Genomic DNA, 26,323 nt, shown 5'->3' with positions numbered 1-26,323 from the left:
GAAAACTCAGGCGGTCTGACGTGCGGCGGCTTTCGCCGCCTGCGGGCGTTCGGCGCGCGGCGTGGCGTACCAATACCCCAGGCCCATCAGCACCGAGCCGGACAGGATATTGCCCAGCGTCACCCACAGCAGGTTGTGGCCGATGCCGGTGAGGGTATAGGCCTCGCTGTGGTTGCCGAACCAGGAGAGGGCGAACAGCGTCATGTTGGCGACGGAGTGTTCGTAACCCGAGGCAATAAAGGCCAGCAGGCACCACCAAATGGCGATGAACTTGGCGGCGCCTTCAACGCGGATCGCCATCCAAATCGCCAGGCAAACCAGCCAGTTGCACAGCACCCCCTTGAAGAACAGGACTTCGGCCGGCGCGGTGGTTTTCGCCAGCGCGGCGCTGTGCACCAGGCTGGTATCCACCGGCAGCAGGCTGCCGCCGCCGTAGTAATACATCAGCGCCACCAGCACCGAGCCGAGCAGGTTGCCGAGCCAGGTTTGCGGCAGCACCGCCCACATCTGGCTTTGGCGGATGGTGCCGGCCTTGACGCCGAGCGTCAGGAACATCGTATGGCCGGTGAACAGCTCGGAACCGGCGATGATCACCAGCGTCAGCGCGATGCCGAAGGTGGCGCCCATCACCAGCGGCCGCACGCTTGGGTCGACCAGGTTGCCGAGGGTGAAGATCAGGATGATGCCGAGGCCGACGTAGGCGCCGGCCATCGCCGAGCTGATCCAGAAGCCGAGCGGGCTCTCCTTCGCCAGGCGGACGATGCGCGCCGCGTTGGCGGCGCATTTATTGATCGTGTCGGTAAACATGTTGCCTCCCGAAAGGTTATGCCGCGACTTGCACGATGCCGTCGACCACCCGGCTGGTGAAGCTGGCGACGGAACGGCTGTCGTCTTCCAGACAGTGGCCGTCGTACAGGCGGAAATGCTGTTTCTTCAGCGGGCTGGCGACCCACAACTCGCCCTGATGCTCGGCGATGAGGCCGCGCGACAGCACGCTGGCCTGGGCGAACGGGTCGATATTGCTGATGGCGAACACCTGCTCGTCGGCATAGGGGCGGAACACCGCCACCTGCCGATCGCCGATCAGGGCGCACACGCCGGTGCCGGGCAGAATGTCGGCGACGGGACAAACGGTAATCCACTGGCTCATGCGTGGCTCTCCTCGGTATCGATCAGGGTGACGGGAATGCGCTCGTCCGGGCGCGCAGGGCGGTGCTGGTCGCGTTCGGCCACCACCTGCACATTCGGATCGCGCAGCGGGCTGTTGATGAAGTGGGCGAAGCGCAGCTGCGTTTCCGGATGCTCGACGGTCTCTTTCCACTCGCAAATCACCACATCGCGCAGGCGAGCGATCTCCGCTTCCAGTTGGTCGTTGATGCCGAGCTTGTCGTCGATGATCACCTTGCGCAGGTAATCGATGCCCCCTTCCAGGCTTTCCAGCCACACCGAGGTGCGCTGCAGCTTATCGGCGGTGCGGATATAGAACATCATGAAGCGGTCGAGGTAGCGCACCAGCGTCTCGCGATCGAGGTCGGCGGCCAGCAGGTCGGCGTGGCGCGGTTTCATGCCGCCGTTGCCGCAGACGTACAGGTTCCAGCCGTTCTCGGTGGCGATGATGCCGACGTCCTTGCCCTGCGCTTCGGCGCATTCACGGGTGCAGCCCGAGACGCCGAACTTCATTTTGTGCGGGGTGCGGATGCCTTTGTAGCGATGTTCCAGCGTGACGCCGAAACCGACGCTGTCGCCGACGCCGTAGCGGCACCAGGTGCTGCCGACGCAGGTTTTCGCCATGCGCAGCGCCTTGGCGTAAGCGTGGCCGGTTTCAAAGCCGGCGGCGAGCAGCTTGCGCCAGATGGCCGGCAGATCGTCTTTCTGCGCGCCGAACATGCCGATGCGCTGCGAGCCGGTCATTTTGGTGTAGAGATTGTACTCCTTGGCGATCTGGCCAATGGCCAGCAGGCCGTCCGGGGTGATTTCGCCGCCGGCGGAGCGTGGGATCACCGAGTAGGTGCCGTCTTTCTGGATATTGCCGAGGAAGTTGTCGTTGGTATCCTGCAGCGGCGTATGCTGCGGCTTGAGGATGTATTCGTTCCAGCACGAGGCCAGCAACGAGCCGACGGTGGGTTTACACACTTCGCAGCCGTAGCCTTTGCCGTATTTGGCCAGCAGCGCCTCGAACGACTTGATGCCTTCAACGCGGATCAGGTGGAACAGCTCCTGGCGCGAATAGGCGAAGTGTTCGCACAGGTGGTGGTTGACCTCGATGCCTTGCTTGCTCAGCTCGGCGTTCAGCACTTGGGTGAGCAGCGGGATGCAGCCGCCGCAGCCGGTGCCGGCCTTGGTTTCGGCCTTCAGCGCCGCTACGGTGTGGCAGCCTTTGTTGACTGCCTGGATGATGTCACCTTTGCTGACGTCGAAGCAGGAGCAGATCTGCGCGCTTTCCGGCAGCGAATCCACGCCGATGGCCGGTTTGCTGCCCGCGTGGGCCGGCAGGATCAGGCCGTCCGGGTTCTCCGGCAGTTCGATGCCGTTCAACGCCAGCTGCAGCAGGTTGCCATAATCGCTGGTGTCGCCCACCAGCACCGCGCCGAGCAGGGTTTTGTTGTCGGCGCTGACCACGATGCGTTTGTAGACTTCTTTGCTTTCATCCAGATAAACGTAGCTGCGGGCGCCCTCGGTGCGGCCGTGGGCATCGCCGATGCCGCCGACGTCCACGCCCAGCAGCTTCAGCTTGGCGCTCATGTCGGCGCCCTGGAAGCCGTTTTCGCGGCCCAGCAGGTGATCGACGGCCACCTGCGCCATTTTGTAACCCGGCGCCACCAGGCCGAAGGTGCGATCGCGCCAGGCGGCGCACTCACCGATGGCGTACACGTCCGGATCCGACGTCTGGCAGCTGTCGTTGATGGCGATGCCGCCGCGGCGGCCAATCTCCAGCCCGCACTGACGCGCCAGCTTGTCCTGGGCGCGGATGCCGGTGGAGAACACGATGAAATCCACTTCCAGCAGGCTACCGTCGGCGAAATGCATGGTTTTGCGCGCCGTGCCGCCGCCGTTGACGATCTCCTGGGTATTTTTGCCGGTGTGTACCTTGACGCCCATGCGCTCGATCTTGCGGCGCAGCTGGTCACCGCCCATCGGGTCGAGCTGTTCGGCCATCAGCACCGGAGCGAACTCGATCACGTGCGTTTCCACCCCCAGGCTTTTCAGCGCGCCGGCGGCTTCCAGCCCCAACAGTCCGCCGCCGACTACCGCACCGCGTTTGCTGCGGCGCGCGCAGGCTTCGATGGCGTTCAGGTCTTCGATGGTGCGGTAAACGAAGCAGTCCTGGCTATCCGAGCCTTTAATCGGCGGGATCCACGGATAGGAGCCGGTGGCCATGATCAGTTTGTCGTAATAGACGGTGCGGCCGGTGTTGGAGTGGATCACCTTCTCGTCGCGATTGATGGTGATGGCGCGCTCGCCGACCAGCACCTTCACGCCGTGTTTTTCGTAAAAGCCTTCGCGCACCAGCGACAGCTCTTCGGCGGTGTGGTGCGAGAAGTAGGAGGAAAGGTGCACGCGATCGTAAGCGATGCGTGGCTCTTCGCAAAATACGGTGATTTCGAATTGGTCTTTGTCTGCTTTATCCAACAGATCTTCGATGAACCGGTGGCCGACCATGCCATTGCCGACGACGGCAAGTTTGACTCTGCTCATTATTGCCTCAAAATTCTGGTTTCCTAGGCTTACCTTATCTCTCCCGATGGGCAATTTATTGATGCAAATCAATCACACCCTTATATACCTCTAACGTGGTATATGGATGATTTTTCACGTTTTTTGATAAGTTGCGGATTTTATTCACCTTTAGCTGAAGCGAGTCAGTTTGCATGCAAATTACCCCGCAGGGAGTAAACGCAGGGGGTAGGCAGGCAACGGCGACTTTGTCAGCGCGATCCGCTGCCAGTATGATGAAGAAAACCAGCGCAACGGCAGAGGTGAAGGGTGGCGAAACGTCCATTGAAGTTTATCGACAACCTGCGTTTAAGCGGGCATGAAGGGTTGTGGCAACTGGCGATCGAACAGGGGCGCATCGCGCATCTGGTGCCGCAGCCGGAAGGGCAGGAGTGGCGCAGCGACGTGTTGGATGCGCAGGGCGGGCTGGCGTTGCCGGCGTTCGTCGAACCGCATATTCACCTGGATACCACGCAAACCGCCGGTCAGCCGGCCTGGAACCAGTCCGGCACGCTGTTCGAGGGCATTGAGCGCTGGGCCGAACGTAAAGCGTTGCTGACCCATGAAGACGTCAAACAGCGCGCCTGGCAAACGCTCAAGTGGCAGATCGCCAACGGCGTGCAGTATGTGCGCACCCACGTCGACGTTTCCGATCCCACGCTGACCGCGCTGCGTGCCATGCTGGAGGTGAAGCAGGAGGTGGCGCCCTGGGTGACGCTGCAGATCGTCGCCTTCCCGCAGGAGGGGATCCTTTCCTATCCTAATGGCGAAGCGCTGCTTGAAGAGGCGCTGCGGCTGGGGGCCGACGTGGTGGGTGCCATTCCGCACTTCGAATTCACCCGCGAATACGGCGTGGAGTCGCTGCATAAGGCGTTCGCGCTGGCGCAAAAATACGATCGGCTGGTGGACGTGCACTGCGATGAAATCGACGACGAGCAATCGCGCTTCGTCGAGACCGTGGCGGCGCTGGCGCTGAAGCTGGAGATGGGGGCGAAAGTTACCGCCAGCCACACCACGGCGATGCACTCTTACAACGGCGCTTACGCCTCGCGGCTGTTCCGCCTGCTGAAAATGTCCGGCATCAACTTCGTCGCCAACCCGCTGGTGAACATTCACCTGCAGGGACGTTTCGACAGCTACCCGAAACGGCGCGGCGTGACGCGGGTGAAGGAGATGCTGGAGGCAGAGATCAACGTCTGCTTCGGCCATGACGACGTGTTCGATCCCTGGTACCCGCTCGGCACCGCCAACATGCTGCAGGTGCTGCATATGGGGCTGCACGTGTGCCAGCTGATGGGCTATGGCCAGATCGACGATGGGTTGAAGCTGATCACCCACCACAGCGCGCGCACCCTTAACCTGAGCGACTACGGCCTGGCGGCCGGCAACAGCGCCAACCTGGTGATCCTGCCGGCGGAAAGCGGCTTCGACGCAGTGCGCCGCCAGACGCCGGTGCGTTATTCGATTCGCCAGGGAGCGTTGATCGCCGAAACGCGGCCGGCGGAAACCACGCTGCATTTGCAGCAGGATGAGACGGTGGATTTTCGGCGTTAGTCGATGATTGCCTGAAGCCGCGCCAGCGCGTCGGCGATGACTTCGCCAGGGGCACGTTCAATGAATTGCGCGCTGCGCCCGGCCAGATCCATCATGCGAACCTGGTTGATCAAGATGACGCCCTGCGTTGCGGTGCCGCTCCCGCTCAGGCTGACGGTGAAACCCGCTGTACGGGCAAAATTAGCCCCTTGCGAAATAGGGGCGACCAGCACCATGCCCAGCGCATTAAACTCGCGGGGAGAGAGCACCAGTGCCGGACGAAAGTCGCCTTGCTGCTCACGGCCAACCACGGGATTCAGGCTGACCCGGATAAGATCTCCGCGCTGAAAAACGGGGCGCTTCACCATACTTCTTTCCCCGCCGGCGGCATGTGTTCCCAGTTGTCGTCTGCGGCGGCCGGCGCTTCACCGTCGCAGCCATCGAGCAATTGCTGCAGTGAATAGCGTTTCTTAACCGGCTTAATGACCAACGCTCCATCGATGACCTGCATGTCCATTTCCTGACCTACCTGGAGTTCCAGCTCGTTCATTAGCGCTGAGGGCACCAGCATTCCCGCGCTGTTGCCCCATTTTTTGATAAAGACTTTCATGAGCAATCCCTCTCCATTGTTCATGTATAAACAATGTATAATTAAGTGTGAAAAATGTACATAAAAAAGGGCGCCTTGCGGGCGCCCTTGATGTATTTGATGCGAAGAAATCAGTGCGTCACGTGACCGTGGCTGCGGTGCTTGGTCACGAAGCCCAGCAGCAGACACATCACAAACACCGCCAGGTACAGGCCGTTGGCGGTGGTCAGCGCTGCGTGCGCGCCGCCTTTCGCCACGATCGGGCCGGTGACCACGAAGGTCAGCATGGTGCCGATGGTGCCGCAGGTCAGGATAAAGTTGACCAGCTTCGGTGAGGAGACCTTGGTCTGCAGCGAGCCGAGGGTGATCAGCGTGGTGTAGATGGCGCTGGAAACGAAGCCCAGGGCCATGATGTAGTAGCCCAGGTGCTCTGGGTTGTCGGTGCTGACGAACAGGTACATCGCGCCGGTAGCCAATGCGGCCAGCACGGTAACGATGCGCTGCAGATCGAAGAAGCGCAGGATGAAGCTGAACACCCACATGCCGACCATGTAAGAGGTCCAGAAGTCGCTCACCAGCTTACCGGCCTGGCCGATGTCCATGTTGAACGACTTGGTGGCGTACTCAGGCACCCACTGAATGAAGCCCAGCTGGCCGAGGATGTAGCACAGTGCGGCGATCGACAGGAACAGCACGCCGATGCCCCATTTTTCTTTTTCGACCGGCTGACCGGCGTCGGCGCCTTTCTTGCCCAGCACCGGGAATTCGGAGCACAGGGTCAGCACGAAGATCCCCACGTACAGCAGGCCGATGCAGGCATAAACCCAGTACCAGCCGATGTGGCGGGCCAGCAGCATCGCGGCGACGATCGGGAAGATCATCCCGGCCATGCTGAAGAAGGAGTCGGTGAACAACAGGCGTGAACCGCGCTGGCGGCCGGCATACATGTGGGTGATCAGGAAGGTGCCGATCGACATGGTGATACCGCTAACCACGCCGAGGATAAACATGCACAGCGAGAACATGGTCAGGCTCTTGCCGAGCATCAGCCCTGCGACCGCCAGCACCATCAGGACAAAGCCGAAGATCAGCTGACGCTTCAGCGGGATGATTTCCATCAGCCAGGCATTGAGGAAGATCGAAATCAAAATACCGGCGTTGAGGAAAGTAAAGGTGTTACTCATGCTGGAAACCGGCAGGTTAAAGTACTCTGCAATGTTTCCCATCACCATCCCTGTGACGATCACTAAAGCACCGGTCAGCGCGTACGAAAAGAAGCTGATCCAGGTAAGCCGTATGCGGTTACTGTCATTCATTGTATAGGCCTGAATATGTCTGTTAGAGGTTTTAAAGCTGGCATAAGGCCGCTGGCTTTTCCTGACAAACGCAGAAAAAAGTCCCGATCAGGCCACCAGGGGGCGGATCCTAGCACAGACAACGGGATTTTTTGTGATGGCTGTCGATTTTTTGATGTAACCCATGAAGGGGTGATGCGCATTATTGTGATCTATTTGCGTACCGTCACAATGGAATCACGGTTGACTATCGTCGGCTCAAACCGGTGCGCCGGGGTGGCGGGGTCGATCAGCCTGCGCGCCGCGTATTGGGCCATCTCGCTGATGGGAAAATGGACGCTGCTCAACGCCGGGCGCACGAAAGGCGCGCGTTCGCCGCTGTCGTAGCAGATCAAGGAGATATCCTGCGGCACCCGCAGGCGGTGCTCATTGATTGCCAGCAGCGCGCCGATCGCCATCTCTTCGTTGCAGCAGTAGATGGCGCTGGGCCGCGAGGCTTGCTGCAGCAGTCGATCGGCGCAGCGGTAACCGCTTTCCAGATCGTAGACGCCCTCCAGGCAGGCCACCGGTTCGATATTCGCCGCCTGCATTGCCTCTTCAAACCCCTGCAGCCGCAGGCGGCTCGACGGGCGCTCACGCGGGCCGCTGATGCAGGCGATGCGCCGGTGCCCGGCATCGAGCAGTTGCTGCGTCGCCATGCGGCTGGCGAGCGGGTGATCGAAGGTGACACAGCGGGCTTCCAGCCCCGGTACCAGACGATCGAGCAACACGAAATCACGTTGTTCCGCCGCCAATTGGCGCAGCCGATCGTCGCTGAGAAAACGCACGTGCAGGATCACGCCGTCGCAGCGCAGGCTAAATAGCCGCTGTATCGCCTGCCATTCGTTTTCGGCGCTGTTGCGGCCCTGGGTCACCAGCAGCTGTTTGCCGTGGGATTCGGCCTCGGTCTGCACGAAGTCCATCAGCGCGCCGAAGAAGCCGCCGCGGTACGACGTGGTGACCAGTCCGAGGGTATTGCTGTGGCTGGAGGCGAGCGCGCGGGCCGCCGGGTTGGGGGTATAACCGAGCTGGGCGACGGCGCGTTCAACCTTCTCGCGGGTCGGCGCCTTGACGTTGCTGTCGCCGTTCACCACGCGCGATACGGTGGCGCGCGAAACGCCCGCCAGCGCCGCGACATCTTCCAGTGTCACCATCGTCCCACTCCTGAATTACGGCTAAAAAAATGGGTTCGGCGCGCCGAACCCCTGTCTGGCTGCGTATAGCCGCTTACCTGAACTGCGGCAAATACGGCGCGTTTATCGTCAACACCTCGTCCAGCAGCGGCTGCGCCAGGTTGGCGTTGCCCACTAACGGGTTGGCGATCAGCGCCAGCAACCCGCTGCGGCGATCGCCGTGCACCGCGGCTTCGATGGTTAGACGTTCGTAGGCTTTCACCTGCTGCGTCAGGGCCTGCATCGGCTCCGGCAGCGGGCCGAAGGTCAGCGGGTGTGCGCCCTGAGCATCGACGATACAGTTGATTTCTATCACAGCATCGTCCGGCAGGCCATGGATTGCGCCGCGGTTTGCGGTGTTGACCACTAATTGCGTGCCGAGATTATTATGGATAGCACGAATCAGCTCCAGCGCAACTTCGGAATAGAAAGAACCGCCGCGGAAGCTGAGCTGCTCCGGTTTCGTGTTTAACTGCGGATCGGCATACAGCTCGAACAGCTCTTTTTCTACCTGCATCACCTGCTCGGCGCGGGTACCGCGCTCGCCGGCGGCGGCCATCTCTTCCGCCAGCATCTCGCGGGTCTGGTAAAAATAGCGGTGGTACGGGCAGGGGATCGCGCCGAGCGCGCGCAGGAAGTCCGGCTGCCAGGGCTCTTCCTTGATGTTGTTCATGGTCAGCGCCGCACCGTCGCACAGCATGTCGATCACCTTGGCGGTGACGTCGCGCCCCAGGTGCGTGACCTGATGCACCCAGACCATGTGGTTCAGGCCGGCGAACTGCAGCTGTACGTCGGCGTAAGGCGCCTGCAGCATGTTGGCGATCATGTGATGCATGCTGATGGGCACGTTGCACAGGCCGATGATCTTCGCTTTGGTAAAGCGAGACACCGCCTCGGTGACGATGCCGGCCGGGTTGGTGAAGTTGATGATCCAGGCGTCGGGTGCCAGCTTTTCCACCCGGCGAGCGATATCCAGCATCACCGGGATGGTGCGCAGCGCTTTGGCGAAGCCGCCGACGCCGGTGGTCTCCTGGCCGAGCAGCTGATATTTCAGGCCCAGCCGTTCATCGGCGGCGCGTGCCGGCAGTTGCCCGACGCGGAACTGGGTCAGCACGAAAGCGGCGTCGCGAATGGCGTCGTCCAGCGCGAAGTGCACGCTGACCTTCACCTGCTCCAGCCCGTGGCGCGACAGCATGCGGCGGGTCAGGGCGGCGATGGTTTCCACTTTTTGCCGGCCCGGTTCGACGTCCACCAGTGCCAGTTCGGTGACCGGCAGCTCCTCGATGCGCTGGATCAGCCCGTCCACCAGTTCGGGGGTGTAGCTGCTGCCGCCGCCGATCACGGCGATTTTGAGCGTGCTCATGGGCGGCCCTCCGTCTGCGACTGACGGCGATAGAGCTCGATCATGTCGTCGGCCAGATCCTGGATCACCATGGCGTTCATCAGATGGTCCTGCGCATGCACGGTGATCAGGTTGATCGCCAGCTTGCCGCAGCCTTCGTCCAGGCCGATCAGCTCGGTCTGGATCAGGTGCGCCTTCTTCACCCATTCTTTGGATTCGGCCATGTGCTTGGCCGCGGCGGCGAAGTCGCCGGCGCGCGCTTGCCGCAGCGCCATCAACGCATTGCTGCGCGCGCTGCCGGAGAACACCAGCAGTTCCATGATGGTGCTTTCAAACTCGGGGCTGACTTCAGTCATCAATTCACTCACGTCATTTCTCCAGGGGTTGCGCGGCGACGCCGCCGTGGGATGCTTCAGTATCCGTTCTTTTTATAATGAGAGCGCTCTCATTTAAATAGAGTAACGACAATGCGTGTGCAAACTGGGAGGCAGATCGCAAAAACCGACCCAGGGTGGCGCGGGGCAAAAAATGCGTGATGCGGTTGGCAAAAAAGTCTTCTGCGCCCATACTTTCCGCAGCAAAATTCAGGGCCGCCTAGGATATGTCCCGTAATTGGGTAAATATAGGTAAATGGCTGGCACTTGCCGATACAGCTCTTTAGAATCAAAGCGCTTTTCCGTTGTTTGTCTCTCAGAGAAAGGACCCGTTAATGTTCAAACGTACTTTAGTGACCTTCGTCGCGCTGTGTTCCCTGACCGCAGTGGCGCCAGCCGCACTCGCCGCCGGTGAGACCCACGTCATGCTGACGACCTCGGCGGGGAATATCGAGTTGGCGCTCGACAGCCAGAAGGCACCGGTTTCCAGCCAGAACTTCGTCGACTACGTGAACAGCGGGTACTACAACAACACCATCTTCCACCGCGTGATCCCGGGCTTTATGATCCAGGGCGGCGGTTTCACCGCTGACATGCAGCAAAAATCCACCAAGGCGCCGATCAAGAACGAAGCCGACAACGGCTTGCGCAACCTGCGCGGCACCATCTCGATGGCGCGCACCGCCGACAAGGACAGCGCCACCAGCCAGTTCTTCCTGAACGTGGCGGATAACGCCTTCCTGGATCACGGCCAGCGTGACTTCGGCTACGCGGTGTTCGGCAAAGTGGTGAAAGGCATGGACGTGGTGGACAAAATTGCCCAGGTGCCGACCGGCAACGTCGGCCCTTACCAGAATGTGCCGACCAAACCGGTGGTGATTCTGTCGGCCAAGGTACTGCCGTAAGTTTTTTGGCCGATCCCGCCGGGGTCGGCCGCTCCTTCCTCCCGAAGCCTTGCCTTCATCACTGTTTTCTCCTGCGCCCCATGCTCTAATCGGCAGACAATAATCAGACCGGAAATCCGGCGTTCGCCCTTTGTTGTCTCTGGATGAGTTGCTGCCATGTATGAATTTAACCAGGTGCTGTTGCTGCTGCAGCAGATGTGCGTCTATCTCGTTATCGCCTATCTGCTGAGCAAAACCCCGCTGTTCATCCCGCTGATGCAGGTGACCATTCGCCTGCCGCACAAGCTGCTGTGCTACGTGATCTTCTCGGTGTTCTGCATCATGGGCACCTATTTCGGGCTGCACATTCAGGATTCGATCGCCAACACCCGTGCGATAGGTGCGGTCCTGGGCGGTCTGCTGGGCGGGCCGTCGGTGGGCTTTCTGGTCGGGCTGACCGGCGGCCTGCACCGGTATACGCTCGGCGGCATGACCGACGTAGCCTGCGCGATCTCCACGGTGTCGGAAGGCCTGGTCGGAGGCATCGTACACAGCATCGCCATGCGCCGGGGGCGCATCGAGCTGCTGTTCAATCCGCTGTTCGTCGGCGGCGTGGCGCTGGTGGCGGAAGTGCTGCAGATGGCGATCATCCTGGCGGTGGCGCGCCCCTACGACGAAGCGTTGCAGCTGGTGGAGCATATCGCGCTGCCGATGATGATCGCCAATACCGTCGGCGCGGCGATGTTCATGCAAATCCTGCTGGATAGGCGCGCGATGTTCGAAAAATACACCAGCGCCTTCTCTTCCAAGGCGCTAAAGATCGCCGAGCGCACCGAGGGCATCCTGCGGCAGGGGTTCGATCAGGAGAACAGCATGAAGGTTGCCCGGGTGATCTATCAGGAGCTGGGCATCGGCGCGGTGGCGATCACCGATCGCGACAAGCTGCTGGCGTTTATCGGCATCGGCGACGATCACCACCTGCCGGGCACGCCGATCGCCTCGGTGCATTCGCATCGCGCCATCGACAACAACGAGGTGGTGTACGCCGACGGCAATCAGCTCTCTTACTGCTGCTCGATCAATCCGGCCTGCAAGTTGGGATCGACGCTGGTGATCCCGCTGCGCGGCGAAAACCAGCGGGTGATCGGCACCATCAAACTGTACGAACCGAAAAGCCAGCTGTTCAGCACCATCAACCGTACGCTGGGCGAAGGCATCGCCAGCCTACTGTCGGCGCAGATCATGGCCGGACAGTACGAGCGCCACAAGCAGCTGCTGGCGCAGTCGGAGATCAAGCTGCTGCATGCGCAGGTCAATCCGCATTTCCTGTTCAATGCCTTGAATACCCTGGTGGCGGTGATTCGCCGCGATGGCGAGCGCGCCTGCGATCTGGTGCAGTCCCTCTCGACCTTCTTTCGTAAAAACCTCAAACGCTCGGATGACGAAGTCAGCCTGGCGGATGAGATTGAACACGTGAACGCCTACCTGCAGATCGAGAAAGCGCGCTTCGCCGATCGGCTGGAGATCGCGGTATCGCTGCCGGAGGCGCTGTTGGCGGTGCGGCTGCCGGCGTTCTCGCTGCAGCCGATCGTCGAAAACGCCATCAAGCATGGCACCTCGCATCTGTTGGGCGTGGGCCGCATCGAAATCGGCGCCTGCTGCGAAGGCGAGCATCTGCTGCTGCAGGTGACGGACAACGCCGGGCTGTTCCAGCCGAAACCGAACTGCAGCGGGCTGGGGATGAATCTGGTGGATAAACGCATTCGCGTGCGCTACGGCGAAGGCTATGGCGTGCAGGTGGATTGCCGGCCGGACGCCTACACCCGCATTACGCTCAATGTTCCCATGGAGAGGGCCGCCTGATGCTAAACGCACTGATTGTTGACGATGAACCTTCCGCGCGCGACAACCTGCGCCACCTGCTGGAGGCCGAGGCGGAGGTCGCGATTATCGGCGAATGCGCCAACGCCATCGAAGCCATCAGCCAGATCCACCGGCTGCAGCCGGACGTGGTGTTTCTCGATATCCAGATGCCGCGCATCAGCGGGCTGGAAATGGTCGGCATGCTGGATCCCAACCGCATGCCGCACATCGTGTTTCTGACCGCCTACGACGAATATGCGGTGCAGGCGTTCGAGGAGCATGCCTTCGACTATCTGCTGAAGCCGGCGGAGCCGAAGCGGCTGAGCAAGACGTTGCAACGCCTGCGGCAGCGCAGTGCACCGCAGGACGTGGCGGCGCTGGAAGAGAGCGCCGGTTACCTGAAATACATTCCCTGCACCGGCCACAGCCGCATCTACCTGCTGCGGTTCGACGAAGTGCTGGCGATCCGTTCCAAACTGAGCGGGGTCTTCGTGGTGCGCAGCGACGGCATGGAGTGTTTCACCGAGCTGACGCTGCGCACGCTGGAAAGCCGTACGCCGCTGGTGCGCTGCCATCGGCAGTATCTGGTCAATCTGGAGCAGGTGCGCGAGATCCGCTTCGAAGAGGGCGGCGCGGCGGAAATGATCATGTCGGCCGGCGATCCTGTACCGGTCAGCCGACGCTATTTGAAGGCGCTGAAAGAGCAACTGGGGCTGCGGGGGTGACTATGCCGGCGGCCACCGGCGGCGAGTATGCACGATGGCCAATACGATGATGCGTTGAGGCGCCCATTCATAGACCAGCAGATAGGACGGGGAGATGACCAGCTCGCGCGTGCCGGCTATCCGACCCGTTTTCCCGCTGGCGGGATGATGCACGAGGCGTGCCGCCGCGTCAGCGATTTTTGCATCATTCTCTGCGGCGGCGGCCGGGTTTTTAAGTTCCAACCATTCATAAATCGCCAGACGATCGGCGATGGCGGGTTCCGTCCATGTCAGTTTCACAAAAGTCCTTTTGTGTTTTATTGCGTTGATTTAGCTCTGCGTTCGGCGAAATAAGCGGCCACCTCTTCATCGTCGGCGAACTTGCCTTCACGCCACGCCTTGCGGCTCACCTCGACCTTTTCCTTTAACCACTGGTCGTACTCTTCCTGCTGTGCCTGGCGGCTGACAAACTCGCGCATGAAATCGCGCAGCAGTTGCGAAGCCGTGCGATCGGCGGCCTTTGCCGCGCTGGCGAAAGCGGTTTTTAACTCTTCATCCACGCGGATTACCACGGTAGATTCAGACATGGTATTTACCTCGTATATACAGCGTAATTATCACTATAGCACTGGTGCTTTATTGTTCAAGCAAAGACGTGCTGGTGCTAAGCGCAATCTGAATTCATCAGGCTCCGACGGCGCCCATTTTGTTTGTCCTTGACGGGGTTACGCGGCGCTTATAGCTTTATTGCATCAACAGGCGCGTTTCGCGCCGCGTCAGCGTCAAAGGAACAGAAAATGAGTGAACCACGGATTATCGCCAAAGCGATGAAAGACGGAAAACCGGAGCAGGATCTGGTGATTTTGCCGGCGTTGGCCAACCGCCACGGGCTGATCACCGGGGCAACCGGCACCGGCAAGACGGTGACGCTGCAGAAAATGGCCGAACAGTTCTCGCGCATCGGCGTGCCGGTGTTCCTGTCCGACGTGAAGGGCGATCTGTCCGGCATCGGCGCCGAGGGCGTGCCTTCCGAGAAACTGCAGGCGCGCCTGGCGGCGATCGGCGTCACCGACTGGCAGCCGCAGGCCTGCACCATTATTCCGTGGGATATTTACGGCGAAAAGGGCCACCCGATCCGCGCCACGATTTCCGATCTCGGGCCGCTGTTGCTGGGGCGCCTGTTGGATCTGAACGAGGTGCAAAGCGGCGTGCTGCAGCTGGTGTTCAAGATCGCCGATGACAATGCGCTGCTGTTGCTGGACATGAAGGACCTGCGCGCCATGGTGCAGTTCGTCGGCGACAACGCCAAACAATTCCAGACCCAGTACGGCAATATCTCTGCCGCGTCGATCGGCGCCATCCAGCGCGGGTTGCTGACGCTGGAAGAGCAGGGCGCCAACCAGTTCTTCGGCGAGCCGATGCTGGACATCAACGACCTGATGAAAACCGACGCCAACGGTCACGGCGTGATCAACCTGCTGGCGGCGGACAAGCTGATCAATCAGCCGAAGCTGTATTCGGTATTCCTGCTGTGGCTGCTGGCCGAGCTGTTTGAGCACCTGCCGGAAGTGGGCGACCCTGAACAGCCGAAGCTGGTGTTCTTCTTCGATGAGGCGCACCTGCTGTTCAACGATGCGCCGGCGGCGCTGTTGACCAAGATCGAACAGGTGGTGCGTTTGATCCGCTCCAAAGGCGTCGGCATTTACTTCGTCACCCAGAACCCGCTGGACATTCCGGACAGCGTGCTGGGCCAGCTGGGCAACCGCGTACAGCATGCGCTGCGCGCCTTTACCCCGCGCGATCAGAAGGCGGTGAAGACGGCGGCGCAAACCCTGCGCGCCAATCCGGCCTTCGATGCCGAAACGGCGATCACCGAGCTGGGCGTGGGCGAAGCGCTGGTGTCATTCCTCGACGAGAAGGGCCGGCCTAACGTGGTGGAGCGGGCGATGGTGATCGCGCCGGAATCCAAAATGGGCATGCTCGGTGCGGAAGGGCTGAACAGCGCGATCAACAAGTCGCCGCTGTATGGCCGCTATGAGGATATGATCGATCGCGAATCCGCCTACGAGAAGCTGTCGTCGGGTGGCTTCGCCACCGTCGGCACCCCGCAGCAGGGGCAGCAACCGCAGGCGCAACAGCAACAACAGCAGGCGGGCGGCGGCCTGATGGACGGCCTGAACGAGCTGCTGTTCGGTTCCACCGGCCCGCGCGGCGGCAAGCGCGACGGCATCGTCCAGACCGCAGCCAAGAGCATGGCGCGCGATCTCGGCCGCCAGATCCTGCGCGGCGTGCTGGGGTCGATCACCGGCGGCCGTAAAAAGTAAGCGGAAATTATCGTCGGCAGCGGCGGGTTAAATCAGTACACTGTGGCGGCATTTTTCTCTGCCGGACCTAACATGCTGCTGCTGATCGATAACTACGACTCCTTTACCTATAACCTTTACCAGTACTTCTGCGAATTGGGCGCCGAGGTGCTGGTGAAGCGCAACGATGAGCTGCAGCTGGCCGATATCGAGCGGCTGGCGCCGCAGCATCTGGTGATTTCCCCTGGCCCCTGTACCCCGAACGAAGCGGGTATCTCGCTGGCCGCTATTCGTCATTTTGCCGGCAAGCTGCCGATCCTCGGCGTGTGCCTGGGGCACCAGGCGCTGGGGCAGGCGTTCGGCGCCGAGGTGGTGCGCGCCCGCGCGGTGATGCACGGCAAAACCTCGGCGATTCGTCACCTGGGCGTCGGCGTGTTTCATGGCCTGAGCGATCCGCTGACCGTGACCCGCTATCACTCGCTGGTGCTGAAAGCCGATACGCTGCCGGACTGTTTTGAAGTGACCGCCTGGAGCGAGCGCGACGGCGTGCGCGACGAGATCATGGGTATCCGCCACCGCACTTTGGCGCTGGAAGGCGTGCAGTTCCATCCGGAAAGCGTGCTCAGCGAGCAGGGCCACCAGCTGCTGGATAATTTCCTCAAGCGTTAATTCCGGTGCGTTTTTTTCGCCCGTCAGGCGTTTTGCGTTTGCGCTTGATTGGTTTTTTATGCATATTTCGTGATTATGTTTTCAATCTGACATTACGATAGCGCTGAAAAACTTTCAGGGTGGAGCCGAAAATGACTGAAAAATCCGCAGTGAGCCGCAGTACCTTTGACCAGGTGATCCTGCCTGTTTATGCGCCTGCCCAGTTTGTGCCGGTGCGCGGCCAAGGCAGCCGGGTCTGGGATCAGCAGGGAAAAGAGTACATCGATTTTTCCGGCGGCATCGCGGTGACGGCGCTGGGGCACTGCCATCCGGCGCTGGTCGAGGCGCTCAAACACCAGGGCGAAACCCTGTGGCATACCAGCAACGTCTTCACCAATGAGCCCGCGCTGCGCCTGGCAAGCAAACTGATCGACGCCACCTTCGCCGATCGGGTGTTCTTCGCCAACTCCGGCGCTGAGGCCAACGAGGCGGCGTTCAAACTGGCGCGCCATTACGCCATTACCCGTCACAACCCGTACAAAACCAAAATCATCGCTTTCTATAACGCGTTTCACGGCCGCACGCTGTTCACCGTGTCGGTGGGCGGGCAGGCCAAATACTCCGACGGGTTCGGGCCGAAGCCGGCCGACATCGTGCACGTGCCGTTCAACGATTTGGCGGCGGTGAAAGCGGTGATGGACGACCACACCTGCGCGGTGGTGATGGAGCCGATTCAGGGCGAGGGCGGTATTACGCCGGTCGACGCCGGCTTCCTCAAAGGCGTGCGCGAGCTGTGCGACCAACATCAGGCGCTGCTGGTGTTCGACGAAGTGCAAAGCGGCATGGGGCGCAGCGGCAAACTGTTCGCCTATATGCATTATGGCGTGACGCCGGACATTCTCACCACCGCCAAGGCGCTGGGCGGCGGTTTCCCGGTCAGCGCCATGCTGACCACCGAAGACATTGCGTCGGTGATGCAGGTGGGCACCCACGGCACCACCTACGGCGGCAACCCGCTGGCCTGCGCGGTGGCGGAGGCGGCGCTGGACGTGATCAATACGCCGGAGGTGCTGAGCGGCATTGAGCAGCGTCATGCGCTGTATGTGCAGGCTTTGCAGCATATCGGCGATAAATACGGTATTTTCACCGCGATTCGCGGCATGGGGCTGCTGATTGGCGCCGAGCTTACGCCGCATTATCACGGCAGGGCGCGCGACTTCCTCACCGCCGCCGCCGCGCGTGGGTTGATGATCCTCAATGCCGGGCCGAACGTGATCCGCTTCGCGCCGTCGCTGGTGGTGGAGCTGCAGGATATCGAGGCCGGCATGGCGCTGTTCGAGCTGGCGGTGCAGGATGTGATCAACGCCTGAAGCCCGCACGGCATATAACGGGGCGCGGCATGCCGCGCCCTTATTGATCGCGCAGTTTGCGCTTGAGCCAGATACCGTGGTGCGGGCGCTGGCGCCAGGCCAGCGACGAAATGGTGTGCATCACGCTCAGGTGCGACAAAATGCGCCGCAGATGGCGCTCCATCTCGGTAACGGGCATGTCCGGATGCAGATCCGGCGGCTGCATGATGCCGCTGTTGCCGCTGCTCGGGCCGTCGTATTCCAACCGCTGTTGGCAGCTTTGCAGCGCGATTTCACAGGTCTGCAGATACTCTTCCGCCAGTTTCGGCGTCAGCATGTAGTGCTCGCGTGCCAGAATGGTCATGGCGTTCAGGTGCTCGACGATGAACTGGCTGTGAGTGACCCACAGCCGCATGTCCGCCAGATAGTTTGACGCGAACCCCGGCTCTTGCATCGCCTGATTGAGCGAGGTGAACAGCGCGTTGTGTGCCTGGTTGACCTGCATGCGGGTATAGGCCAACGCGGTGGCGTCCGGTTCCGGTTGCTTCAGCATCAGCCGCAGCGCGGCTTGATCGTTCTCCAGCGCCTGATGGGCATTCTTGCGCAGCAGCCCGCTTTGCCACTGCGGCCACAGCCAAATGGTGCCGCCGAACGCCAGCACGCAGCCGATCAGCGTATCGATCAGGCGCGGTACCAGAAAATGCGAGCCGTTCAGCGCCAGCAGCTGCAGGGTGTAAACCGCCGTGACCGTAAAGCCAATCACCGACAGCCCGTAGTTCTTGCGCGAAACCAGGTAGGCCAGCAGCGTGATCACCAGCATGATGCTCAGCGTTTCTCCCTCCGGCAACTGCAGCTGCAGCAGCCCGGCTGCCAGCAATAGCCCGGCAATCGTGCCCAGCGCACGGTGCTGAATACGCACCCGGGTGGCGTTATACCCGTTTTGGCTCACCAGCATGATGGTGAGCAGGATCCAGTAAGGTTTCGGCAGGTTGAATACCGCACCCAGGCTGCTGCCGACCGCCAGCGTTACGCCCAGCCGCGCGGCGTTGCGCAGGGCGGTGGATTTGAACGACAGATAGCTGACTAGCGCCGGCCAAAACGGCAGGCGGTGCTGGCCGGGCATCAGGTCGCGGCGGTACAGCGGATGCTGGGTGCGCAGCAGGCGGGCGATGCGGCTGAAGTGGTAATAACAAAACTGGCCGACCGGATTATCGGGATGCTGCGCCGCCATTTTTTCCAGCGCCGCCAGCTCGTGGGTCATGGAGAAGCGCTTCGAATGTTGATGATAGAGAATATCGTGCGCCACCACGCGCAGCCGGCCGGCGATCACCTGAGCATTGCGGCGAATGATCGCTTCGGCCTGGCTCTGCTCCACCAGTTTTTGCACCTCTTCCGGCAGATGCAGGCTGACGGTGATGTGCTCCTGCAGGTCCATCGCCACCTGAAAGGCGCGCTGCAGGCGCTTTTGCTCGAGATTGTTGGCGTGCGGCAGGAAATTAAGCTGTTGGTACAACAGGCTGATCAGGTCCATCACCTTTTGCTGGCGCACCAGCAGCGGCGGCAGCGCGGTCTGCGGATCGGTGTGCTGGGTCAGCAGCGAGTATTTGGCTTCGAAATAGTCCGCCAGTTCCAGGTAGAGCTGGCTCAGCGTCTCGCGCATCGGCTGCTCTTTCCACAGCTTGAACCAGAACCAGGTGAATAAGCCGTACCAGGCGGTGCCGATCGCGTACAGCAGCGGCGCCTGCCAGATAGGCACCGTGCCGGCCGTGCTGAGGGCGAAGATGGCGGCTACCAGCGCCGCCGGCAACAGCCGGGCGTGCAGCGGGCTGATTTCACCGGTGACGCCGAGCAGCAGCGCCAGACCCAGCATCAGCGCCGGCAGCGGCACGTGCCACAGCAGGGCCTGTTGCAGCAGCACGCTGCTGAAGGCGAACAGCGAACCGCCGACGATCAGCCGTTTAAAGAAGCGCTTATGCGGCGTATCCAGCCCGGCGATATTGCAGCAGGCGGGCACGAGGGAGAACATCAGGCCGAGCTGCAGCTGGCCTATCAGCAGGCCGAACAGCACCGGCAGGCACAACACCAGCGTTTGTCGCAGTGCGTAGTTGATTTCCGGGTGGTAGATCAGGCGGCGCCACATGGCAGAGAGCAGACAAAAAAACGGCGCAGACTGCGCCGTTTTTTCAGGGATTAACGGGTGCCGTAGACGACAATGGTTTTGCCGTGGGCGGAAATCAGGTTTTGATCTTCCAGCATTTTCAGAATACGGCCAACGGTTTCACGCGAGCAGCCGACGATCTGGCCGATCTCCTGACGGGTGATCTTGATCTGCATGCCGTCCGGGTGAGTCATGGCGTCGGGTTGCTTCGCCAGATTCAGCAGGGTTTGCGCGATGCGGCCGGTAACGTCCAGGAAGGCGAGGTTGCCCACTTTTTCGGAGGTGACCTGCAGGCGGCTCGCCATTTGGGCGGACAGACGCATCAGGATGTCCGGGTTCACCTGGATCAGCTGGCGGAATTTCTTGTAGGAAATTTCGGCCACTTCACAGGCGGTTTTCGCGCGAACCCAGGCGCTGCGCTCCTGGCCTTCTTCGAACAATCCGAGCTCGCCGATGAAATCCCCCTGGTTGAGGTAGGACAGGATCATCTCTTTACCTTCTTCATCCTTGATCAGCACCGCGACGGAGCCTTTCACGATGTAGTAAAGCGTTTCGGCCTTTTCACCTTGGTGAATCAGCGTACTCTTCGATGGATATTTGTGGATATGGCAATGAGACAGGAACCATTCGAGAGTAGGGTCTGTTTGCGGTTTGCCGAGAACCATTCGCTGTTATCCTCTGTTGTTATCGCTGCCTTGTGTCACAGGGGTCAGAGTTCCCTGTAAAACCCGCCTGTAGCCGCAGTCATGAGCGAGGGCTACCGGCAAGTTTTGAGGCGTGTCATAAAAATACGCTGTCGCTCTAGCATATTAACTTGCCGTAAGCGCTGCAAGCTACATTCTGTTAACATACCGGTAAAGGAGCCTTTCTCTGGGCGTTTCCCTGAAATTCAGTGTCCCGGAAAGATTTATTGCGGCTCTGTTTGTAGCACAGAGTAAGGCGGGTGTCTCGTGTTGTCTCGCTTCAGCATGATTAGCATCAGGTTACGTTGCCTGTTTCTATGCGAAAGCGTACTCTGATTTTAAGAAATCAACCGGAGTGACCAGAATGCAGGCAAGAGTTAAATGGGTGGAAGGGTTAACGTTTTTGGGGGAATCGGCCTCCGGCCACCAGGTGCTGATGGACGGCAACGCCGGTGATAAAGCGCCCAGCCCAATGGAGATGGTGCTGATGTCGGTGGGCGGCTGCAGCGCGATCGACGTGGTGTCCATCCTGCAAAAAGGGCGCAACGACGTGCGCGACTGTGAGGTGAAGCTGACCTCCGAGCGCCGCGAAGAAGCCCCGCGGTTGTTCACCCATATCAACCTGCACTTCATCGTTACCGGCCAGGACCTGACCGACAAGATCGTCGAGCGTGCGGTGAACCTGTCGGCGGAGAAGTACTGCTCGGTGGCGCTGATGCTCAACAAGGCCGCCACGGTGACCCACAGCTTCGAGATCCGCCAACCGGCGTAATCGAAACGGAGCGCGGCCCGGCGCCGCGCTCAACGCATTTATTCGATCTTCTTGCCTTCCAGCAACCGCTGCACCAGCGGCGCCATGATCAGCTCCATCGCCAGCCCCATCTTGCCGCCCGGCACCACTAACGTATTGATGTGCGAGATAAACGAGCCCTGCAGCATCGCCAGCAAATAGGGGAAGTCAATTTGATCCAGCCCGCGGAAGTGGATCACCACGAAGCTTTCGTCCAGTGAGGGGATCGCCTTGGCAGCGAACGGGTTGGAGGTGTCCACCGTCGGCACGCGCTGGAAGTTGATGTGGGTGCGCGAGAACTGCGGCGTGATGTAGTTGATGTAATCTTCCATCGAACGCACCACCGAATCCATCACCGCTTCGCGAGAGTGGCCGCGCTCGCCGGTATCGCGGATCAGTTTCTGAATCCACTCCAGGTTGACGATCGGCACCACGCCGACCAGCAGATCGACATGGTTGGCCACGTCGTGGTGATCGGTGACCACGCCGCCGTGCAGCCCCTCGTAGAACAGCACGTCAGTCGGTGCCGGCAGCGGTTCCCACGGGGTGAAGGTACCCGGCACCTGATTGTAGGGCACCGCTTCGTCGTAGGTGTGCAGATACTTGCGCGAGCGCCCGGTGCCGTTCTTGCCGTAGTCGATAAAGCTCTGCTGCAGCAGGCCGAAGTCGTTGGCCTCGGGGCCGAAATAGCTGATGTGTCTGCCCAGATCGCGCGCCTTGCGGATCGCCGCGTCCATTTCCGGCCGGGTGTAGCGATGGAAGCTGTCGCCCTCCAGCTCGGCGGCGCGGATGTTGAGCTGTTGGAAGATCTTACGGAACGCCACGCTGGTGGTGGTGGTGCCGGCGCCGCTGGAACCGGTCACCGCGATAACGGGATGTTTGGCAGACATGATGGTTGTCACTCCGTGTTGAATGCGCCGGCGTCAGGGGATTATTGTGGCTCTTGTTGACGCTCTCTATCTCACTCAGGAAAAAATGGCGCGCGCTGGTTTGCAATGCCCCATTGTTACCTGATTTTTTCCGTCAGTCATAGAACCGAGCGCCACTAAATTTCTTCCTGCCCGGCGCGGAACTGGCCGCGCGGCATGATGTTGACGCTCTCGTGCAGTTCCGACCACACCAGCACCACTTCGCCGTTTTTCAGCTGGCGGCGCACGTCCTCCACCTTCTGTTCCAGCGAGCGTTCGTGTTCGCCGTAATCGGTACCTTCGCGCAGTACAAAGGATTCGATCAGGCTGTTCAGGGTGTCGGTTGCCAGTTCTTGCCAGGGAATGATCACGTCGGGATGTCCAGATAAGGGGAAAGCCAGGCCGGAATGCGATGTTCCAGCCACATGTGCGGTTTTTTCAGCGTGCCGCCGACGAAGCCGACGTGGCCGCCGTACTCGGTCAGTTGATATTCGATATTGCGCGGCAGGCCGGCGACGTCGGGGATCACCTCATGGGTCATGAAGGGATCGTCCTTCGCATGGATGATCAGCAGCGGCGTCTGAATAGCCGGCAACAGCGGCAAGGCGCTGCAGCGGCGATAGTAGTCGATAGCGTCGCTAAAGCCGTGAATGCGCGAGGTAATGGCGTCGTCGAATTCGCGGATGCGCCGCAACCCGTTCAGCTGTGACAGCTTGAGCGGCAGAGTGTCCGGGTAGTGCAACAGCTTGCGGGTGGCGTTTTGTTTCAGCTGCCCCAGCAGGTAGCGTTGATAAACGCGGGAGAAACCTTGCTCCATGCGGTAGGCGCAGGGCTCCAGCATCAGCGGCGCCGAGACCACCACCGCCGCCTGCAGCAGGCTGTCGGCGCCTTGCTGCGCCAGATAGCAGGCCAGCATGTTGCCGCCGAGCGAAACGCCTACCGCCGCGGTCGGCACCTCGCCGTAGCGGTCGCGCAGCCAGCGCAGGAAGAAGCGTGCATCTTCGGTTTCACCGGAGTGGTAGATGCGCTGCTTGCGGTTGGGCACGCCGCTGCAGCCGCGAAAGTGCATCACCACGCCGAGCCAGCCACGCTCACGCCAGGCGTTGAGCAGGCCATGTGCGTAGGGGCTGTAGAAGCTGCCTTCCAGGCCGTGGAACAGCACCGCGCGCGGTTTGTCGCGCGCCTGCGCCGGATCTTCGCTCCAGGCGAGATCGACGAAATCGCCGTCGGGCAATTCCAGCCGTTGCCAATGCGGTTTCAATAACACGCGGCGGCGCACCAACCGCGGCAACAGCGTTTGCAGGTGCGGGTTACTGGCCCCGGTCAGAGGGCGAAAGGTGTTAGGCATAGGCTGAGTAAAAATGTTGTGGGCGGCTATTGTGAGATCCCTAGCGCACTGTTAGCTTCAATACCAAGAACTAACAATGATACTGCAAAAAAGCGCCTTGGGTGAGGAGCACCCGTGCCATGGAACCGAGTTTATTCCTTTCGATGCTGGGCTTCCTGTGGGTCGCCGCCATCACGCCTGGTCCCAATAACCTGCTGTTGACTACCTCTGGCGCTAACTTCGGCTTTATGCGATCGCTGTGGCTGATGGTCGGTATCATGCTCGGCATGCAAAGCATTTTGCTGCTGGTGGCCTTCGGCGTCGGCAGCCTGATCCTGGTCTACCCGTCGCTGCACCTGATCCTGAAAATCCTCGGCAGTCTGTACCTGCTGTGGCTGGCGTGGAAAGTCGCCACCGCCGCCTATGAAAAACTGGAAACCGACGTGGCGCCGCCGCAGCCGGTGCGGCTGTATCAGGGCTGGCTGCTGCAGTTCCTCAACCCGAAAGCCTGGCTGATGGCGCTGGGGGCGGTGGCCAGCTTCAGCCTGGCGGGCGATAAGTACAACGGATCCATTGCGGCGATCGCGCTGGGCATTTTGGTGGTCAACATTGTCGCCGGCATTATCTGGCTGGCGTTCGGCACCGTGATCGGCCGCCTGCTGCGCAGCAAAAAGGCCTGGGTTATCTTCAACGTTTCCATGGGGTTGTTGACCGCAGCCTGTGTGTTACTGATCTGGCATTAAGGAGCGAACGATGGCGGAAAATTATTATCACGTGGTTGCCTTTACCGGCAAAGGGCTGCGCGGCAACCCGGCCGGGGTTTGCCTGCTGACGCAGCCGCTGTCGGCGGCGCGGCTGCAGGCGATCGCCAACGAGATCGGCCTGCCGGAAACCAGCTTTGTCTGGGATGACGGCGACATGACCGCTATCCGCTGGTTTACCCCGGAACGCGAGGTCGACCTTTGCGGCCACGGCACCCTGGCGGCGGCGCATGTGATGTTCAGCGCGATCAATCCGGCGCTGCAGGATATCCGCTTCCGTTCGGCCGGCGGCGAGCTGTTCGTCAAGCGCGATGCGCAGGACGGGGAACGGCTGGTGCTCGACTTCCCCGCACGGCCGCCGCAGAAGGTGGCTGAACCGGCGGGCCTCGCGGCGCTGCTGGGCGTGCAGCCGCTGGAGGTGTGGCAGGCGAAAGCGCTGATGGTGGTGCTGGAAAATGAGGCGCAGGTACGCGCGCTGCGGCCGGACATCCCGGCGCTGATCGCGCTGGCCGGGCGTGCGGTAATCGTTACCGCGCCGGGTGACACCGTGGACTTCGTGTCGCGCTATTTCACGCTCGACGGTGGTGAAGATCCGGTTACCGGCTCCGCGCACTGCACGCTGATGCCTTACTGGACGGCGCGTCTCGGCCGCCATCGGCTGCATGCGCAGCAGATCTCGGCACGCGGCGGCGAACTGTTCTGCGAACTGCACGGGGATCGCACGCTGCTCGGCGGCTATGCTCATGTGTTCCTGCGCGGAAGTATCGCGCTGTAACCCGCGTTTATATTACTCACGGTAATAAAGAAGACTTTTTTATTCTTTTATAGCCCGTCATCGCTCAGATAAAACTGTCAGCAACTGAACAGATTTTTATCAACGGAGCGGAACATGGCGGGCAAACTCTTTTCCTTACGCAACGCGGCGCTGTTGGCGCTGTCGCTCAGCGCAACCAGCGCCTACGCGGTGGATGTGACCGTGGCGTACCAGACGTCGGCGGAACCGGCCAAGGTGGCGCAGGCGGAAAACAGCTTCGCCAAACGGTCCGGCGCGACCGTCGACTGGCGTAAGTTCGACAGTGGCTCCAGCGTGCTGCGTGCGTTGGCCTCCGGCGACGTGCAGATCGGCAATATCGGCTCCAGCCCGCTGGCGGTGGCCGCCAGCCAGAAACTCCCCATCGAAGTGTTCCTCATCGCCTCGCAGCTCGGCAGTTCCGAAGCGCTGGTGGTGAAGAATGACATCAAAAGCCCGCAGGATCTGATCGGCAAGCGCATTGCGGTGCCGTTTATCTCCACCACCCATTACAGCCTGCTGGCCTCGCTCAAGCATTGGGGTATCAAGCCTGAGCAGGTGAAGATCCTCAATCTGCAGCCGCCGGCCATCGCTGCCGCCTGGCAGCGCGGCGACATCGACGGCGCCTACGTCTGGGCGCCGGTGGTCAACGAACTGGCCAAACAGGGCAAGGTGTTGACCGACTCCGCGCAGGTGGGCGAATGGGGCTCGCCGACGCTGGACGTGTGGGTGGTGCGCAAAGACTTTGCCGAGAAACATCCCGACGTGGTGACCGCCTTTGCCGCCAGCGCCCTGCAGGCGCAAAAAGCCTACCTGGCGGCGCCGGAACAGTGGCTGAAAGATCCGAACCACCTCAGCACGCTGGCGCGCCTGAGCGGCGTGCCGGAAGCGCAGGTGCCGGAGCTGGTGAAGGGAAACCGTTATCTGCCGGTGGCGGATCAGGTTGCCCAGCTCGGCCAGCCGGTGGACAAGGCGATCCGCGATACCGCCGAATTCCTCAAGCAGCAGGGCAAGATCCCGCAGGTCGACAGCGACTACAGCGCTTACGTGACCGACCGCTTTGTGAAACAGGTGCAGGCTGCGCCGCAGTCGTAAGG

At 61.0% G+C, this 26,323-nt stretch carries 27 protein-coding genes; 11 read left to right on the top strand and 16 right to left on the bottom strand.

Annotation, left to right across the window (positions count from 1 at the left end; genetic code table 11):
• Nucleotides 1-6: 6 nt before the first annotated feature.
• The 3 genes from nirC to nirB are packed head-to-tail and all read right to left on the bottom strand — an operon-like array spanning nt 7 to nt 3,696.
• A complete protein-coding gene (nirC, locus tag WCL58_RS18210; protein ID WP_087762469.1) occupies nt 7-807 on the bottom strand; it encodes a nitrite transporter NirC in 801 nt (266 codons plus the stop codon).
• A gap of 16 nt (nt 808-823) precedes the next feature.
• Nucleotides 824-1,150: a nitrite reductase small subunit NirD gene (gene nirD, locus WCL58_RS18205; RefSeq protein ID WP_038878129.1), complete on the bottom strand. Its 327-nt coding sequence runs from the start codon at nt 1,148-1,150 to the stop codon at nt 824-826.
• Nucleotides 1,147-3,696, bottom strand: a complete 2,550-nt coding sequence (nirB, locus tag WCL58_RS18200; RefSeq protein ID WP_336851454.1) for a nitrite reductase large subunit NirB — start codon at nt 3,694-3,696, stop codon at nt 1,147-1,149. Before nirB ends, nirD begins: the two co-directional genes overlap by 4 nt.
• Before the next feature lie 303 nt (nt 3,697-3,999).
• Here nirB and WCL58_RS18195 point away from each other — a divergent pair, with 303 nt between their 5' ends.
• Complete coding sequence (locus WCL58_RS18195; protein WP_376189207.1) at nt 4,000-5,268, top strand: cytosine deaminase; 1,269 nt, start codon at nt 4,000-4,002, stop codon at nt 5,266-5,268.
• Here the strand turns inward: WCL58_RS18195 and WCL58_RS18190 are convergent.
• The 6 genes from WCL58_RS18190 to WCL58_RS18165 all read right to left on the bottom strand — a co-directional run bounded on the left by WCL58_RS18190 (nt 5,265) and on the right by WCL58_RS18165 (nt 10,040).
• Nucleotides 5,265-5,615 carry a type II toxin-antitoxin system ChpB family toxin gene (locus tag WCL58_RS18190; protein ID WP_049300714.1) on the bottom strand — a complete coding sequence of 117 codons (351 nt, stop codon included), beginning with the start codon at nt 5,613-5,615 and terminating at the stop codon, nt 5,265-5,267. The two genes, WCL58_RS18195 and WCL58_RS18190, sit on opposite strands and share 4 nt — an antisense overlap.
• Entirely contained in the window at nt 5,609-5,857 is a 249-nt protein-coding gene (locus WCL58_RS18185) for an AbrB/MazE/SpoVT family DNA-binding domain-containing protein (protein ID WP_049300713.1), read from the bottom strand. Before WCL58_RS18185 ends, WCL58_RS18190 begins: the two co-directional genes overlap by 7 nt.
• Nucleotides 5,858-5,967: 110 nt before the next feature.
• Complete coding sequence (gene tsgA / locus WCL58_RS18180; RefSeq protein ID WP_033636290.1) at nt 5,968-7,152, bottom strand: MFS transporter TsgA; 1,185 nt, start codon at nt 7,150-7,152, stop codon at nt 5,968-5,970.
• A 191-nt stretch (nt 7,153-7,343) separates the two neighbouring features.
• Entirely contained in the window at nt 7,344-8,324 is a 981-nt protein-coding gene (locus WCL58_RS18175) for a LacI family DNA-binding transcriptional regulator (protein ID WP_070914492.1), read from the bottom strand.
• 73 nt (nt 8,325-8,397) lie between these two features.
• A complete protein-coding gene (locus tag WCL58_RS18170; protein ID WP_141960449.1) occupies nt 8,398-9,705 on the bottom strand; it encodes a 6-phospho-beta-glucosidase in 1,308 nt (435 codons plus the stop codon).
• On the bottom strand, nt 9,702-10,040 hold the full coding sequence (locus WCL58_RS18165) for a PTS lactose/cellobiose transporter subunit IIA (protein WP_038878111.1): 339 nt from the start codon (nt 10,038-10,040) through the stop codon (nt 9,702-9,704). Before WCL58_RS18165 ends, WCL58_RS18170 begins: the two co-directional genes overlap by 4 nt.
• A gap of 353 nt (nt 10,041-10,393) precedes the next feature.
• On the opposite strand from WCL58_RS18165, the gene ppiA reads away from it, so the two are divergent.
• The 3 genes from ppiA to btsR all read left to right on the top strand — a co-directional run bounded on the left by ppiA (nt 10,394) and on the right by btsR (nt 13,530).
• Complete coding sequence (gene ppiA, locus WCL58_RS18160) at nt 10,394-10,963, top strand: peptidylprolyl isomerase A (protein ID WP_038878108.1); 570 nt, start codon at nt 10,394-10,396, stop codon at nt 10,961-10,963.
• A gap of 156 nt (nt 10,964-11,119) precedes the next feature.
• The gene (locus tag WCL58_RS18155) at nt 11,120-12,805 is read left to right on the top strand and encodes a sensor histidine kinase (RefSeq protein ID WP_033636285.1); all 1,686 of its coding nucleotides are present in this window, start codon (nt 11,120-11,122) and stop codon (nt 12,803-12,805) included.
• Nucleotides 12,805-13,530: a two-component system response regulator BtsR gene (gene btsR, locus WCL58_RS18150; protein WP_336851453.1), complete on the top strand. Its 726-nt coding sequence runs from the start codon at nt 12,805-12,807 to the stop codon at nt 13,528-13,530. The genes WCL58_RS18155 and btsR overlap by 1 nt, the downstream gene beginning before the upstream one ends.
• Here btsR and WCL58_RS18145 read toward each other — a convergent pair whose 3' ends face one another.
• Nucleotides 13,531-13,809 (bottom strand): type II toxin-antitoxin system RelE/ParE family toxin, encoded by a 279-nt coding sequence (locus tag WCL58_RS18145; protein WP_141972182.1) that lies wholly within the window; start codon nt 13,807-13,809, stop codon nt 13,531-13,533.
• A 17-nt stretch (nt 13,810-13,826) separates the two neighbouring features.
• On the bottom strand, nt 13,827-14,096 hold the full coding sequence (locus WCL58_RS18140; protein WP_141972204.1) for a hypothetical protein: 270 nt from the start codon (nt 14,094-14,096) through the stop codon (nt 13,827-13,829).
• A gap of 210 nt (nt 14,097-14,306) precedes the next feature.
• On the opposite strand from WCL58_RS18140, the gene WCL58_RS18135 reads away from it, so the two are divergent.
• The 3 genes from WCL58_RS18135 (at nt 14,307) to argD (ending at nt 17,830) form a co-directional block, all read left to right on the top strand.
• Nucleotides 14,307-15,833, top strand: coding sequence for a helicase HerA-like domain-containing protein (locus tag WCL58_RS18135; protein ID WP_033649312.1), 1,527 nt, complete (start codon nt 14,307-14,309; stop codon nt 15,831-15,833).
• A gap of 72 nt (nt 15,834-15,905) precedes the next feature.
• The gene (locus WCL58_RS18130; RefSeq protein WP_038878095.1) at nt 15,906-16,481 is read left to right on the top strand and encodes an aminodeoxychorismate synthase component II; all 576 of its coding nucleotides are present in this window, start codon (nt 15,906-15,908) and stop codon (nt 16,479-16,481) included.
• Nucleotides 16,482-16,612: 131 nt separating this feature from the next.
• Nucleotides 16,613-17,830, top strand: coding sequence for a bifunctional acetylornithine/succinyldiaminopimelate transaminase (gene argD, locus WCL58_RS18125; RefSeq protein WP_336851452.1), 1,218 nt, complete (start codon nt 16,613-16,615; stop codon nt 17,828-17,830).
• Nucleotides 17,831-17,870: 40 nt separating this feature from the next.
• On the opposite strand, the gene WCL58_RS18120 is transcribed toward argD, so the two are convergent.
• Both WCL58_RS18120 and crp read right to left on the bottom strand, forming a co-directional pair.
• Nucleotides 17,871-19,949, bottom strand: a complete 2,079-nt coding sequence (locus tag WCL58_RS18120; protein ID WP_060424556.1) for a YccS/YhfK family putative transporter — start codon at nt 19,947-19,949, stop codon at nt 17,871-17,873.
• 50 nt (nt 19,950-19,999) lie between these two features.
• Complete coding sequence (gene crp / locus WCL58_RS18115; RefSeq protein ID WP_004090925.1) at nt 20,000-20,632, bottom strand: cAMP-activated global transcriptional regulator CRP; 633 nt, start codon at nt 20,630-20,632, stop codon at nt 20,000-20,002.
• A gap of 382 nt (nt 20,633-21,014) precedes the next feature.
• On the opposite strand from crp, the gene WCL58_RS18110 reads away from it, so the two are divergent.
• Nucleotides 21,015-21,422: an OsmC family protein gene (locus tag WCL58_RS18110; RefSeq protein WP_004930372.1), complete on the top strand. Its 408-nt coding sequence runs from the start codon at nt 21,015-21,017 to the stop codon at nt 21,420-21,422.
• A gap of 38 nt (nt 21,423-21,460) precedes the next feature.
• Here the strand turns inward: WCL58_RS18110 and WCL58_RS18105 are convergent, their stop codons facing one another.
• The 3 genes from WCL58_RS18105 to WCL58_RS18095 form a co-directional block, all read right to left on the bottom strand.
• A complete protein-coding gene (locus WCL58_RS18105) occupies nt 21,461-22,330 on the bottom strand; it encodes a phosphoribulokinase (protein ID WP_047729703.1) in 870 nt (289 codons plus the stop codon).
• A gap of 155 nt (nt 22,331-22,485) precedes the next feature.
• Entirely contained in the window at nt 22,486-22,719 is a 234-nt protein-coding gene (locus WCL58_RS18100; RefSeq protein ID WP_004930376.1) for a YheU family protein, read from the bottom strand.
• Nucleotides 22,716-23,696, bottom strand: a complete 981-nt coding sequence (locus WCL58_RS18095) for a hydrolase (RefSeq protein WP_047729705.1) — start codon at nt 23,694-23,696, stop codon at nt 22,716-22,718. The genes WCL58_RS18100 and WCL58_RS18095 overlap by 4 nt, the downstream gene beginning before the upstream one ends.
• A 119-nt stretch (nt 23,697-23,815) precedes the next feature.
• Here WCL58_RS18095 and WCL58_RS18090 point away from each other — a divergent pair, with 119 nt between their 5' ends.
• The 3 genes from WCL58_RS18090 to tauA all read left to right on the top strand — a co-directional run bounded on the left by WCL58_RS18090 (nt 23,816) and on the right by tauA (nt 26,321).
• The gene (locus WCL58_RS18090; protein ID WP_038878079.1) at nt 23,816-24,418 is read left to right on the top strand and encodes a LysE family translocator; all 603 of its coding nucleotides are present in this window, start codon (nt 23,816-23,818) and stop codon (nt 24,416-24,418) included.
• 10 nt (nt 24,419-24,428) lie between these two features.
• Complete coding sequence (locus WCL58_RS18085) at nt 24,429-25,211, top strand: PhzF family phenazine biosynthesis protein (RefSeq protein ID WP_336851451.1); 783 nt, start codon at nt 24,429-24,431, stop codon at nt 25,209-25,211.
• A 114-nt stretch (nt 25,212-25,325) separates the two neighbouring features.
• Nucleotides 25,326-26,321: a taurine ABC transporter substrate-binding protein gene (tauA, locus tag WCL58_RS18080; protein ID WP_060424564.1), complete on the top strand. Its 996-nt coding sequence runs from the start codon at nt 25,326-25,328 to the stop codon at nt 26,319-26,321.
• Nucleotides 26,322-26,323 lie beyond the last annotated feature (2 nt).

This window comes from Serratia sp. TMDUHS_CL, from assembly GCF_037137105.1.
Lineage (GTDB): Bacteria > Pseudomonadota > Gammaproteobacteria > Enterobacterales > Enterobacteriaceae > Serratia > Serratia nevei.
This window is presented reverse-complemented; position numbering and strand designations above follow the sequence as displayed.